This window comes from Mycobacterium sp., from assembly GCF_049278535.1.
Classification (GTDB): domain Bacteria; phylum Actinomycetota; class Actinomycetes; order Mycobacteriales; family Mycobacteriaceae; genus Mycobacterium.
Window position 1 is genome coordinate 1 of the sequence record NZ_JBAPMI010000246.1, and the last position, 13298, is coordinate 13298.

Here is a 13298-nt window from a genome sequence, read left to right on the forward strand (position 1 = left end):
CGGTAGTCGACCGCCGGCGTCCGCTCCCGTTGCTCCTCGCTCATCCGCAGCCGCAGGTACTGCTGGTTGCGGTCGGCGGTCAGCAGCGCGCGGACCAGACCGGCGGCTTCGTCGGGCACCTGGCTGAGCGGATAGCTGGCCAGGTCGGGGCCCGGATCCTCGCTGATGGAGCCCTTGGCTGAGGTCGCCCACCCGCCGAGGTAGATGCCCTCGATGCCCATCCGCTTCATCGTCACGGCCTGCCCGGGCGAGTACGGGCCGAAGGTGGTGATGCTCTTGCGTTGGGTGAACAGCTCACGTAGCCGCGGGTAAAAGGCTTCAGCGGCCTCGCGGGCCACGATGTAGTCGGATGGGATGGTGCCGCGCTGCTCGACGACCTGGCGCGCGGAGAAGAGGCGGGTGATTCCGTCGAAGCGTGGGCTGTCCTGGTATTGCTGCGTTGCGGCTACGTCACTCTCAAAGGCATCGTGCGAGTCCTGCTGCGACGGTGACTGCGACTTTGCATCCGCCTCGATCGTGCTCATGTTTTCTCCGCTCCTCTTCATCCCCGAATTGCCTGCTGGTGAGAGTCTATGGCTGGCGCGGCCCACGACGTCTCAAAATGGCATCTCGCGCATACCGCCGGCGGGGCCGGGCTAAACCGAGCCACGTCGGTCGGGGCCCGTGAAAGAAAAATATCGCGAGGGATATTTTTTCCGGCGGTATCGGGTAGTCCGCTCGGATACACTCACCGAGCGCGGCGACGGGGCCGCAACTGAGGGGGAGCGGCGATGAGTTCTCTGCGAACGGCCCACGAGCCGCATCCTCTACCGGTGGCTTTGCCACCGAGCCGCACTGTGGAGGTGCGCTCCGCGGATGGGACCCGTCTGCACACCGAGGTATTCGGGCCCGAGGACGGCTATCCGATCGTTCTGGCTCACGGCATCACCTGCGCCATTCGAGTATGGGGCTACCAGATTGCCGATCTGGCCGCCGATTACCGGGTGATCGCTTTCGACCATCGCGGCCATGGGCGTAGCGGGATCCCGCGCCGCGGCGGCTACACCCTGAGCCACTTGGCAGCCGATGTCGACGCCGTGCTCGACGCGACGCTGGCGCCGGGCGAGCGTGCCGTCGTCGCGGGGCACTCGATGGGCGGCATGGCGATCGCCGCATGGTCGGATCGCTATCGCCACAAGGTGCAAGCGCGTGCCGACGCTGTCGCGCTGATCAATACCACCACCGGTGACTTGTTGCGGGAAGTGCGATTGCTGCCGGTGCCGGCGCCGTTCGCGGCGGTGCGGGTGCTGGGTGGGCGCGCGCTGATCAACATTTTCGGTTCGTACACGGTTCCGCCCGGGGTGCGACGGGCCAGCCGCGAGATGATCTCGATGCTCGCAGTCGGCGCCGACGCGGACCACGCGGTCGGATCGCTGATCTTCGACCTGTTCAACGCCACGTCGTCGGCAGGTCGTGGCGGCTGCGGCAAGGCCCTCGTCGAGGCGATGGGACGCCGGCATATCGACCTGGCCGGTTTGACGGTGCCCACTCTGGTCATCGGCAGCGAGCGTGACCGGTTGACGCCGCTGGTCCAGTCGAAGCGGATGGCCGCTGCCGCACCGAATCTCGCCGGCCTTGTCGTGCTGCCCGGCGGTCATTGCTCGATGTTGGAGCGGCCCGCCGAGGTCAACCGGGAGCTGCGCGGCCTTGCCGAATCGATCACTAGCAGCAGGCGCATCAGCTCATAGCTGCCGCGCTTATAGGCGCGCGGCCACCTCGGCTGCGGCCCGCTGCCCGGAACGCACCGCGCCGTCAAGAAACCCGGTCCACTCGTCGGCGGTCTCGGTGCCGGCCCAGTGGATGGGCCCGACCGGGCGCCGCAACAACGATCCGAAGCGAGTCCAGGAGCCGGGTGGCACCGCTGCGGTTGGGCCGCCGGGCGCGAATTCTTCTGCGCCCCAACGATGATCGACGTAGTCGAGCGGCGTGAGTGCTTCGTCGCCGAACAACGTCGCGAAGCATGCCAGTGCGCGCTCGCGACGTTGGTCGGCCGGTAGCGAGTCGAAGGTGCGGGAGTCGACGAACCCCAGCAGGATCCCGGGCCCGTCCGGCGCAGGGCTGACGTCGAAGGTGATGAACACCGGACCCTCATCGGACAGCGATTCGCCGGAGAAGCCTTTGTCGCGCCAGAACGGAGTCGGATAAGCGACGTAGGCCTTGCTGAGCCGGCCCTGCGGCCACTGCGCGGGCAGTTGCCGATGCTCGGCGGACAGTGCAGGGGTGAATTCGATGACGCTCCAGTGCTCCGGCGGGATCGCGACGACGACGTATTTGGCTTCAGCCGTGCCCTTTTCGCTGGTGACCGTCACACCGTCGTCGTGGTGGTCGATGCGGCGCACGGCGGCCTCCAGAACCACGCGGTCGCCGAGTTCGGCGGCCGCCGCGTCGGCGATCTGTTGCGTGCCGGCCGAAAAACGGTCTTGCTGGGCACCGTTTTCGACGTCGAGCATCCGGTCCAGACCACCCGCGGCGCGGACATAACGGGCGGCGTGCAGCATCGACACGGCGTCGGGTTCGCATCCCCAGGTCACCCGCGCCATGATGGCCAGCAGATCCCGGGTGGTGGCGCCGGCGCGTACCGATCGCAGCCACTGGCCCAACGATTGGCTGTCCAGCCGAGCGGCGCGCCGGGCAGTCCACGGCTCGTCCAGGGGAACGGTCCGGGCGATCCGCTCGAATTGCCAACGCACACGGCCGAGATCGAGCAAGCCACCAAGGGAGAGCCGCGGGATGGTGCCGGTGTAGGAGCGCACTGCGCCGCGCCACCGAATCAGGTTGGCGCCATCGTCATAGGTCGGTACGGTCGTAATACCGAGATCCGCGGCCAGCTTCAGCACCGCATCCTGCGTCGGGCCCACGAATGTGCCGCCCATATCCACCGGGATGCCTGCGACGTGGCCGGTATGCGAGCGCCCGCCCACCCGGTCACGGCCCTCCAGCACCAGCACATCGTGGCCGAGCCGGGTCAGCTCACGGGCGGCGGTGAGTCCGGCGAAACCGCCACCCACCACGACGACGTCTGCGGTCCAGGTCGCATCGGACATGCCCTCCAGTCAACCCCATGGCCACTACGTAGTGTGAATCCTCAGTGAAAGTCTTCACCGCCCTCTACGGTCTGACCGACGCGGCTGAGCGCGCGCGGGAGCTTCGCGACGCCGGTGCCAGCGGCGTCGCCACCTTTGAGGGACCACACGATGTTTTCGCACCGCTGACGTTGGCGGCAACGGTTCCCGACCTGAACCTGATGACCAATGTCGCGATTGCGTTCCCGCGAAACCCGATTCACCTGGCCCACCAGGCCAACGATCATCAGCTGTTGAGCTCGGGACGGTTCATTCTCGGTCTGGGAACTCAGGTCCGGGCGCAAATCGAAAAGCGGTTCGGCGCCGAGTTTGACAAACCGGTGGCCCGGATGACCGAACTCGTCGCGGCGCTGCGGGCGATCTTCGCGGCCTGGAACTCCGGTGGGCGATTGGACTTTCGCGGCGACTACTACCGGCACACGTTGATGACACCGACCTTCAACCCGGGCCCGAATCCGTATGGCCCGCCACCTATTTACGTCGGCGCGCTCGGTCCGCGGCTGACCCGTGCCGTCGCGCAGCACGCCGATGGGCTGCTGGTGATGCCGTTCGGCTCGAAGCGATTCCTGCACGAGCACACCATGCCTATGGTGCGCGAGGGCCTGCAGGCATCGGGCCGTCACAACACCGACTTGGCCGTGTTGCCCGAAATCATCGTCTCCGCGGGTGAGACCGACGCCGAACTCGAGCAGGCCCATGCCCGGACCCGGGCGCTGTTGGCGTTCTATGGCTCCACGCCGGCATATCGGCCGGTGCTGGCCGCACACGGGTGGCAGGATCTGCAGCCCGAACTGAACGCGTTGTCCAAGCAGGGCCGCTGGGACGACATGGGCGCACTGATCGACGACGAGATTCTGCACACCATCGCCGCGTGCGGCGCTCCGGGGGACGTCGCCCGCCATATCCGCGACCGCGTCGACGGAATCGCCGACACCGTCTGTCTCTACCAGGCGGCGCCGTTGGGCCTACAGACGCTGTCCGCGATCGTCGACGAATTACGCTGACGTCAAAGCTTTTTCGGGGCTTTACGGCGCAACCGTTAACCAGTCCTTGAAGCCGGACGGGTCGTGGCGGCCCAGTGCGCCATGCTCGTACAGACCCCAGCCCTCGACCGGAGTTCCGTTGCCGTCGCGGCACATCGCCCGCCCGACATGGTCGATGACGCCGAAGCCGGACCGGCCGACGATCGCCGGGTCGGTCATGTCGTAGGTCAGCCGTTCGACGAACTTCTCGCCCTTCCACATGCCGTGCAGCCAGTCCGAGTCGCCGCCGTAGCCGCCGCCGACGTGGATGGGCACCGGCAGCTTGGACTCGACGTCGAAGTGCACAGGCGTGCCGTCGGGGGCGGTGGCGTCGATGGTCGCGCCAGTCGGAATCCGGGTGCTCGACCGGTAGTGAATCTTCACCCGCGGCCAGCCGAGCTGTTCGACGCGGCCATCGCGCCAGATGCGGGTGCAGTCGTTGAGCGAGCGGAATCCGTCGGGTGCCTCCTGAATGATGAGCACCACGGCGAAGTCGTCGAATGCGATCGGCACGTACAGCCACCACATCCCCTCGAACGGGGGGTCGGCGGGACGCCCTGCCGGCTCGGGTTCGCCGATCGGCCGGATACCCCAGGACCGGTCACGGCTGCCGATCCAGGTGGCCGGGTCGACGGGAATCTCCTTGCCGTCCACGACGATCCGGCCGCTCCAGCTACCGAGTTGGGCGAAGCGCTGCGCGTCGAGAGTCACCCGGTTTCCGGAGCGCATCAGGTGCGGCTGTTCTTGGACGACGTCGAACAGGCCTTCCCAGGTGAGATCGGCTGCGATGCCCTCGGTTTCGTCGAGAACGATCCGCAGCTTGTGCAGCGGTTCGATGACCTCGACGCGGTAGCCATTGACGTTCTGGTTGAGTCGGTCCTGGTCGATGGCATCGGACAGGTGGACCGCGGTCTGGGTGTCGCCGCGGCGGATGAGCAGGAACGCGTCCTTGACCCCGAGGTTGGGGTAGTAACCGATACCGCTGATCACGAAGATGTCGCCGGTGCGGTCGTGGGCGTTGAAGTAGGAGCGATCGTAGAAGTTGCGGTCCGAGGAACCCGGCCACGCAATTGGCTGGGGAACCTGATGTACCGGGAATTCGTCGAGCGGTCCGAGCATTACTGATCCTCTCCGATAAGGCGCTTCATGAGTCCTGAGTGGTAGAACAGCGATTCGACGCTGTCGGGCTTCTCGGTTTCGCCGAAGTGCACGCGCCGCGCGCCGGTGCGCATGAACACGCAGGCCCACATCACGCCCGAGTACACGTAGAACCAGTGCAGGTCGCCGATTTCGACACCGGTGAGCCGCTGGTAGGTGGCGCGGACGTCTTCTTCCCGCATTACCCCGGGTAGGCCGTCTAAAGTCGCCAATCCGGCGAGCTCTTGAAAGACCATGTGCGCATAGATCATCCACGCGACATCGAGCTCGCGCGGGCCAAGCGTCACCATTTCCCAGTCCAGCACCGCCACCGGTTGGAAGTCGCGGTACAGCACGTTGCCGACCCGGGCGTCACCCCACAGCAGCACCGGCTCGCCGGCCGCCGCTTCGGTCGGCCAGTTCTCCTCCAGCCACCCGAATGTCCGCTCCAGCAGCGGTGATCGACCGATGTCGGGCACCGCGAAGTCATACCAGGACCGCACCCAGTTGACATGTCTCCGCAGCGCGGAGTCGCCTTCCTGGCTCTCGGTGAGAAATCCAAATATGCCCTCGGCGTTGGGGATTGAATGCAGTAGTGCCAGTACTGACACCGTCGCATCCTGCAGTTCCCGCTGGCGTTCGACCGGCGCGTCCGCGAACCAGTTGCCGCCGAAGGTGTACGGCATGACGTCGGGTGGTACCTCGCCGTCGACGTAGTCCATCAGGAAGAACGGTGTCCCCAAGACCTCGCCGGTGGACTCCAGCCAGCGCACCCGGGGGACGGGAACGTCGGTGAGCTCGCCGACCTTACGGATCACGTCGAATTGATGGTCGAGTCGATACGTGGGGAACACCTGGACGTCCTCGGCGGTCGGCGCGACCCGCGCCACCAGCTTTTGCGTGACGGGTTTGCCGTCCTCCTCCCAGCGGGCGGTCAGGATGATCGTCTCCGATGACATACCGGTCGAGTCGATACCGCTTTCCACGGTGATCTCGGGCGTAGCGCCGCCGGGGAGCACAGTTGACAGCCATTTCGACATCACCGCCGGCAGGGTGGCGACGTCGCGGCTCGAGCGCTGCAGTCGGTCGACTTGGTCGAGCACAGGTTCGTTTGGCACAGGTGCCTCCTTCGTGAGGCAATTACGATACGGTGGGTAGCGTTATGAAAGCAGACCCGCCCTCGGTTGACAAGGTCTCGGGTGCCGGACGGCCCCGGGATCCGCGTATCGACGCTGCCATATTGACCGCGACCGCGGATCTGCTTGTCCAAATTGGCTATTCGAACGTCACTCTGGCCGCGGTGGCCGAGCGGGCCGGCACGACGAAGACGGCGCTGTATCGGCGATGGTCGAGCAAGGCCGAGCTGGTGCACGAGGCGGCGTTTCCCGTTGCGCCCACCGCGTTGGTCGGCCCTACCCGGGGTATGGCGGCTGACCTGCGGGCGATGATCGCCGCGGCGCGGGACGTGTTCACCACCCCGGTGGTGCGGGCTGCGCTGCCCGGTTTGGTCGCCGACATGAGCGCCGATCCCGAGCTCAACGCTCGGGTGATGTCACGCTTCGCGACTCTGTTCACCGCGGTGCAGGAACGGCTCAGCGAGGCGGTCGACCGTGGTGAGGTGCATCCGGATGTCGACCCGGACCGGTTGATCGAGTTGATCGGCGGTGCGACGTTGCTGCGGCTGCTGCTGAATCCTGGCGAGCCGCTCGATGATGCGTGGGTAGACCAGACCACCGCCATCCTCGTGCACGGGGTGACCCGCGAGGTAGGGTCGGGCCGGTGACCGGACGACTGGATGGCCGCGCCGCGATCGTCACCGGCGCCAGCCGCGGATTGGGCCGGGCAATCGCCTTGGCGCTTGCGGCCGAAGGGGCAGCGGTCGCGGTGGTCGGCCGCACCGAAAACGTCTGGGACGAAAGGCTTCCCGGCACCATTGGTGACACCGTTGCCGACATCGAGGCGGCGGGCGGACGCGCATTGGCGATCCGCGCCGATTTGCTCGACCGCGATGACATCGCGCGGCTGGTCGACGAAGCCCGAGATGCTTTGGGCCCCATCACGATCCTGATCAACAACGCGGCGTTCACCGCACCCGGACGGCCGCCGAAGCCCGGCGACGACGCGCGCCCGAAGCCGGCGAAAGCCCAGCCGGGCGGCATCAAGCCGGACTGGCCGCCCCTGCTCGGTACGCCGCTTGGCGCGTATCGGCGGCACTTCGAGATCGCGGTGTTCGCCACCTACGAGCTGATCCAGCTGGTCTACCCGGACATGGCGGCCGCGGGCATGGGCTCGATCATCAACGTCAGCTCAGTCGCGTCTCGGCTGCCGGGGGATGGGCCGTACGCGGACCGCAGTGCCGGCGTACTGCCCGGCTACGGCGGCTCCAAGGCCGCGGTGGAGCATTTGACGTGGTGTGCCGCCTACGATCTTGGCCCCCATAACATTGCGGTCAATGCCCTGTCGCCGTCCAAACCGATTATGACGCCGGGTCTTTCGTATTACACCCGGGAATTCGACGACGTCGCGCCTCCAGAGGAGTTCGCACGGGCCGCGATGGAGCTCACGTTGGTGGATCCGACGGTCGTGACCGGGCGAACGATTGGCCACCTGCAGGTCCTCGACGGCAGCTTCCGCGCGTTTAGGTCCTAGGCGGGCTAGCCCCGTTCGGCGAGGCGTTTGAGGTTGAGCAGTTGCCGACGGGCCATGACGAGATCGCCGACCGACAGCCACGGTGCAACCCAGCGGCTCATGGCCGTAACGATTTTCATCAGCAAGCGTGTTGATTCCCCGTCGGGAACCAACACGTAAGAAATGGAGGCTCCCATGATCTCGCCGGTGAGGTGCTCCGGTGGCGCGACGGCCAGGATGCGCCCGAACGGCCGGGTAGCCGCGGTGCTGAATGATTCGCCGACGACGGGCTCGGGCAAGCCGACGAGGCGCTGGGGTGAGCGACGGCCGAGGTTGTCGATCCAGTCGTAGGAGTAGGGCGCGATTCTGATCTGACTGACCCACTGCCACAGGGTCTGCTGGCTGCTCCGCACGGTGACTCCGCGCCATGCCTGCAAAGTGGGCGTGGTGACGAAGTCGTCGCAGGGATAGTGCCGGGCGACCTCGCCGTCCGTCACGTTCCAGCGATCGCCGATCATCGCCATCCAGGTTAATCCCGAGGCGGGTCGGGGTTTCCGCGGAGGAGTTCGTCGGGGTGGTGGGCCCGGTTGATGGCGGCCGCACTGCTGCCATTGGTCCAGCCCAATCGCCCGCTGTCGGTGACCACGGTGCGCAATTCGCCGCGGCTGGCCATGCGGTGATCGGGGCCGCACGCGAAGAACAACTTGTCGGCATCGGTGCGGCCGCCGCGCGCCCAGTCCTCTGAATGGTGCACCTCGCAGCGATAGCCCGATTCAAGACAATTGGGACGCGTGCAGCCGCGGTCGCGGGCATAGCAAATCAGTCGCTGGTCGGCGGTGGCGATCCGGTTCTGGCGGCCGAGGTACAGCGGCCGTTCGGTGTGCTCGTCGAACACGGCGAGGTAGTGAATCGAATTGGCCGCCATACGTATGAGATCGCGCATCGGCAGCGGGGAGCCGCCTCCGGTTCTCGCGGGCGCCGGCATCGGGACCGGCGCCTCCACCGCGGCGTGGGCGGCGCGATTGAGTTCGGCCAACGTCGTGGTGACGACCACGGTGACGGGATGGCCGCGGTGCACCCCGAGGCCGCCGGAGGCAATGGCGGTGTGCAGGCCGAGTTTCAGGGCGTCGTGGCAGCGTTGGGCGGGGCTGCGGCAGTCGCGTGCTGCGGGGTCGTCGTCAGGCTGGTGGCGGCCGGGCCGCACCGCGGCGTCGATGGCTTCGAAGTAAGCGCGGGCCTGCGGATCGAGTAATCCGGTCAGCCGGGACATACCGTCGGGCCCCTGCTGGCCGAGCTGCAACCCGCGGCGACGGGCCCGGTCCTCGTCGCTGAACAGGCCGTCGGGGTTCAGGTAGTCGGCGATGCGCTCACCCAGTTTGGCCACGATCCCGGCATCGGCGCGCGTTGCATGCTCGACCAGCGTGCGCTCGGCAGCTGTCACGTCGTTGGGCGATACCAGCGCGGGCAGCACGTCGACGGCTCGACATATCGCCCGAATGTGGTCGGCGCCGACCGCCCCGGCCTGAACGGCGGCCGCCAGTTCTGGCAACTCGGGCGGCCGCGGCGGGCCGGTCAACGAACGGCGCGGCCGAATCCGAACCGCGAGCTTGAACCGTCGGGTGATTTCGTTCGGTGTGATGCGGAGTCCCTCCCACAGCACCGATCGCATCTGCGCCACCGACCCGGCGCCGTCCGGTGGGTCGGCGATCTCGGCAAATACCCGGTACATCAGACCTCGGTTACTGCGCTCCTGATTCTCCAGCCGCGTTGCGGCGTGAACGCGAAACCTATTGCCCACCAAATCCGACGGCGTATCACGTAACAAGTCGTGGGCGGCGTCGATCGCATCGAGCGCGGCGTCGATCCGTTCCCGTGCCTGCTCGGCGCTGATCGCTGAACCCATACCCCGACGCTACGAATCAGCCCGACAATTCCGACCCCAGCGGACACCGCAACTCCTGCCCTGTGGATCAAATCGCAACTGTGGATAACTTCGCGGAAGCAGATTCCTTCGACCAACAACGGGTCGCCGGGCGGTAAAGGCGTGCTCGCCGCCACGTGACTCGCCCAGGTCACGTTCTTCAGGCGACGAAATTGATGGTTACCCCGCACAGCGTCGTTCTGCGCGTCTGTGCGTCGGTGGCCCGCAGATCCACAGCGCACACCCCGTCACCGCGGGCGTCGACAGGTGGGACGAAGCGCAGCACACCCTCCTCGAGGCGAACGTGATACTGGTCGCCGATTTCGGTCACCTCACCACCAACCACCGCGGCCCACCTATCGGCCGTACCCGCTGGGTGCTCTGATTGCATTGCCACGCCGACCATGTCGGTGACAACGCGGGTTGCTATGTGGTCGCGCCAGTTGGGTCCAGCCCAGCCCCAGTCATCCCACTGGTCTGTCTGGTCGACCGACAGAATCGCGGCACCGACGTCCTTCGGGTGCAGGTGTATACCGGTGATGCCCGGCTTAGCCGCGGTGAAAACGACTCGTACATTGCAGGTTTCAATACGGGATCTCGTCGCTTCGAGATCGTCGACCTGGAGGATAACCATGTATCCGCCATCGCCCTTGCGTTTGTCGAGCTGACGGCCCGCGGTTGTCCCTGGCCGCACCGGTGAGACCACCTCGAGCAGCTTGTCTCCAATCGGAAAGAGCGCGTTGCTGAGACCGAACACCGCGACGTCGGGGTCCCGATAGCACAGCTGGACGCCGAGCTCTTCGATGATGCCGGCCTCCACTGGCGCCAGATCGGCAGCTACCAAAGCCACCTGTCGAAGTCTCGTTCGCATATCCGCGTCCTTTGGGTGGAGTTGCATCAATTATCAGCCGACTGTGGATAACTCACACGCTGGCAAGGCCGAGCGCGTGGACCGCCTCCGCGACCGCGTCGGCCAGTGGGCCGATCTCGTCGGCGTCGAGGTTAGAGATGGTGATCCGCATTCCCGGCGGAGTGCCGATCCGGAATCGTGTTCCCGGTGCCGCAGCCCAGCCCGCGCTCAGCAGCCGGGTGATCGCCACCGTCTCGTCGGGCACCGGAACCCACACATTGAGGCCGGACCGGCCGCGAGATGCCACCCCGCGATCGGCCAGCGCCGCATGCAGCAATTCACGATTGCGGGTGTAGGCGGTCTCGGCCTCGTGCACCATCCGGGTGGCGGCCGCGTCATGCCACAAGTCGACCGCGAGATCCTGCAGCAGATGACTGATCCAGCCCGGCCCCAATCGCAGTCGCCCGTGTACGCGTTCGACCGTGCGTCGGTCCCCGGCCAGCAGCGCCAGCCTCAGGTCGGGCCCGTATGCCTTGGCCGCCGACCGCACGAACGCCCAGTGCCGGGTCGTTCCGGCCAGCGTGTGCAGCGGTGCACCGGCGATACCCGCGCAATGGTCATCTTCGACGAGTAGCACGTCGCTATGGTCAATCAGCAACGTGCGCAACTCCTTTGCCCGTTTGTCAGAGACGGCAGCCCCGGTCGGATTCTGGGCCCGCGACGTCACCACGACCGCGCGCACGCCACGGCCCAGGGCGCGGGCCACGTCCACGGTCAGCGGCCCGTCTTCGTCGACTCGGACTGGCTCGGCTGAAAAGCCGAGCGCAGCAAGTAGATCCAGCAGGTTGGCCCAGCCAGGGTCTTCCACCGCCACGCGGTCGCCGGGACGCAGCTGGGTGCTGAGTACACGCTCGATGCCGTCGAGGGCTCCGGCCGTCACCGCGATGTGCTCGGCCGGAACACCATCGGCGGTCAGCGACGCCCGGGCGTGCTCGGCCAGTTCGGGTGAGACCGCCGGATCGCCATACAGCACTGGTGTTTTCCGCCGTGAACTGAGCCGGGCGATGGGCAGCAAAGCCGGATCCGGGTTGCCGGTGGACAGGTCGCGCACGCCGGGGGGAACAGCGATGCCCCGCAGCGAGCGTGGTGTGGTCGCCGGCCGCTCTCGCACTCGGGTGCCGCGCCGGCCCGCGGTCTCGACGGCTCCGCGCTCGCGCAACAGGCGGTAGGCCGCGGCCACCGTGTTGGCGTTGACGCCGAGCTGTGCGGCCAACTCCCGGATCGGCGGCAACTCGGCACCGGGCGCCAGGGCGCCGGTCGAGACCGCCTCTTCAACGTCGGACGCGATGGCCTCCGCGCCGGCACCACGAATCATGTATTGTTCTGGCACAGAAATAATTATGTACTAGTGCAAAGGGGGAAGCAACTATGTCTGCAGCATCGGCATACGCACCCACCACCCGGACCGTCCCGACCCGGTATCGAGAGCGTGCGCGCTACGACCGCGCCACCGTCCACGGCATTTTCGACGAGGCCCTGATCTGTCACGTCGGTTTCGCCGGTGCCGATGGACCAGTGGTGTTGCCCACCACTCACGTGCGCCTCGACGAAACGGTTTACCTGCACGGATCCACCGGCAGCGGCCCGATGCTCGCCGCCAGCTCGTCGGACGGTTTGCCCGTCTGCGTCACCGCAACCCTGATCGACGGTCTGGTCTTCGCCCGCTCGGCGATGCACCACTCGATGGAATTCCGGTCGGTCGTCGCCGTTGGCAACGCGCGCCTGGTGCGCGACCGCGACGAGAAACTGCGCGCACTGGCAGCGTTGCTCGATCACGTCGCACTCGGTCGGTCCGCCGACAGCAGGCTGCCCAACGACCGCGAGCTCGCGGCCACCGCCGTGCTCGCGCTCGACCTACTCGAGGTTTCGGCAAAGGTGCGGACCGGCGGGCCCGTCGACGACCCGGAAGACCTCGAGTTGCCCTACTGGGCCGGGGTTGTGCCGCTCACTGTGCACGCGGGAGCGCCGATCCCCGCCGATGACCTCGATCCGGCGATCAAGCAGCCGTCCTACCTCGCGCCGTATCGGCGGGCTTGATCTTTAATGGCTCCATGGCCGACGAGAGCGACGTCCCCAGGGTGGTGAGCGCGAGCCGCGAGATCGCGGCAAGCGCGGAGCAGATCTTCGAGCTGATTGCCGACCCCGCACAGCAGCCACTCTGGGATGGCAACCACAACCTTGTCAAAGCTGAACCGGGGCAACGGGTCCGGAGCGTCGGCGATGTGTTCCTGATGATGCTGACCAGCGACAGCATCCGCGAGAACCACGTCGTCGACTTCGTTGAAGCTCGTCGCATCGCATGGAACCCGTCCGAAGTGGGTCAACGACCGCCGGGTCATCTGTGGCGCTGGGAGCTCGAGCCGCTGGACGACACCCGCACCCGGGTCACCCACACCTACGACTGGTCGCGATTGACCGACGAGCATCGACTCGCGCGCGCTCGTGATACGACGAGCGAGAAGCTGCGGGCCTCGCTTGACCGGCTTGCCGAGCTGGCCGAGCGCCACTGAACTGCACCGATCGCTGGCAGTCCGGGCGCGCAACGTGCCAGGATGGCC

13 protein-coding genes and 1 pseudogene are annotated in these 13298 nt (G+C 66.8%); 6 read left to right on the top strand and 8 right to left on the bottom strand.

Annotated elements, in window-relative coordinates; all coding sequences use genetic code 11:
- Positions 1 to 524 (bottom strand): annotated as a pseudogene (locus tag WAO18_RS16740) (isocitrate lyase); the annotation flags it as partial.
- Between the two features lie 246 nt (positions 525 to 770).
- Between WAO18_RS16740 and WAO18_RS16745 the strand changes: the two are divergent.
- Positions 771 to 1727, top strand: a complete 957-nt coding sequence (locus tag WAO18_RS16745) for an alpha/beta fold hydrolase (RefSeq protein WP_422207369.1) — start codon at positions 771 to 773, stop codon at positions 1725 to 1727.
- 9 nt (positions 1728 to 1736) lie between these two features.
- Here the strand turns inward: WAO18_RS16745 and WAO18_RS16750 are convergent, their stop codons facing one another.
- On the bottom strand, positions 1737 to 3083 hold the full coding sequence (locus WAO18_RS16750) for a flavin monoamine oxidase family protein (RefSeq protein ID WP_422207370.1): 1347 nt from the start codon (positions 3081 to 3083) through the stop codon (positions 1737 to 1739).
- A 44-nt stretch (positions 3084 to 3127) separates the two neighbouring features.
- Here WAO18_RS16750 and WAO18_RS16755 point away from each other — a divergent pair, with 44 nt between their 5' ends.
- On the top strand, positions 3128 to 4126 hold the full coding sequence (locus tag WAO18_RS16755; protein WP_422207371.1) for a TIGR03617 family F420-dependent LLM class oxidoreductase: 999 nt from the start codon (positions 3128 to 3130) through the stop codon (positions 4124 to 4126).
- Between the two features lie 21 nt (positions 4127 to 4147).
- Here WAO18_RS16755 and WAO18_RS16760 read toward each other — a convergent pair whose 3' ends face one another.
- Complete coding sequence (locus tag WAO18_RS16760; protein ID WP_422207372.1) at positions 4148 to 5263, bottom strand: hypothetical protein; 1116 nt, start codon at positions 5261 to 5263, stop codon at positions 4148 to 4150.
- Positions 5263 to 6399 carry a phosphotransferase family protein gene (locus tag WAO18_RS16765; RefSeq protein ID WP_422207373.1) on the bottom strand — a complete coding sequence of 379 codons (1137 nt, stop codon included), beginning with the start codon at positions 6397 to 6399 and terminating at the stop codon, positions 5263 to 5265. Before WAO18_RS16765 ends, WAO18_RS16760 begins: the two co-directional genes overlap by 1 nt.
- 44 nt (positions 6400 to 6443) lie before the next feature.
- Here WAO18_RS16765 and WAO18_RS16770 point away from each other — a divergent pair, with 44 nt between their 5' ends.
- Positions 6444 to 7064 carry a TetR/AcrR family transcriptional regulator gene (locus tag WAO18_RS16770; protein WP_422207374.1) on the top strand — a complete coding sequence of 207 codons (621 nt, stop codon included), beginning with the start codon at positions 6444 to 6446 and terminating at the stop codon, positions 7062 to 7064.
- A complete protein-coding gene (locus tag WAO18_RS16775) occupies positions 7061 to 7930 on the top strand; it encodes an SDR family NAD(P)-dependent oxidoreductase (RefSeq protein WP_422207375.1) in 870 nt (289 codons plus the stop codon). The genes WAO18_RS16770 and WAO18_RS16775 overlap by 4 nt, the downstream gene beginning before the upstream one ends.
- Positions 7931 to 7935: 5 nt before the next feature.
- On the opposite strand, the gene WAO18_RS16780 is transcribed toward WAO18_RS16775, so the two are convergent.
- From WAO18_RS16780 to WAO18_RS16795, 4 genes are all read right to left on the bottom strand, one after another.
- Positions 7936 to 8427 (bottom strand): polyketide cyclase, encoded by a 492-nt coding sequence (locus WAO18_RS16780; RefSeq protein WP_422207376.1) that lies wholly within the window; start codon positions 8425 to 8427, stop codon positions 7936 to 7938.
- Positions 8428 to 8438: 11 nt separating this feature from the next.
- Positions 8439 to 9812, bottom strand: a complete 1374-nt coding sequence (locus WAO18_RS16785; protein ID WP_422207377.1) for a DUF222 domain-containing protein — start codon at positions 9810 to 9812, stop codon at positions 8439 to 8441.
- A 178-nt stretch (positions 9813 to 9990) separates the two neighbouring features.
- Positions 9991 to 10680, bottom strand: a complete 690-nt coding sequence (locus tag WAO18_RS16790; protein ID WP_422207378.1) for a hypothetical protein — start codon at positions 10678 to 10680, stop codon at positions 9991 to 9993.
- A gap of 73 nt (positions 10681 to 10753) precedes the next feature.
- On the bottom strand, positions 10754 to 12070 hold the full coding sequence (locus tag WAO18_RS16795) for an aminotransferase class I/II-fold pyridoxal phosphate-dependent enzyme (RefSeq protein WP_422207379.1): 1317 nt from the start codon (positions 12068 to 12070) through the stop codon (positions 10754 to 10756).
- Between the two features lie 38 nt (positions 12071 to 12108).
- Here WAO18_RS16795 and WAO18_RS16800 point away from each other — a divergent pair, with 38 nt between their 5' ends.
- A complete protein-coding gene (locus tag WAO18_RS16800) occupies positions 12109 to 12777 on the top strand; it encodes a pyridoxamine 5'-phosphate oxidase family protein (protein ID WP_422207380.1) in 669 nt (222 codons plus the stop codon).
- Between the two features lie 14 nt (positions 12778 to 12791).
- Positions 12792 to 13250, top strand: coding sequence for an SRPBCC family protein (locus WAO18_RS16805; protein ID WP_422207381.1), 459 nt, complete (start codon positions 12792 to 12794; stop codon positions 13248 to 13250).
- Positions 13251 to 13298: the final 48 nt, after the last annotated feature.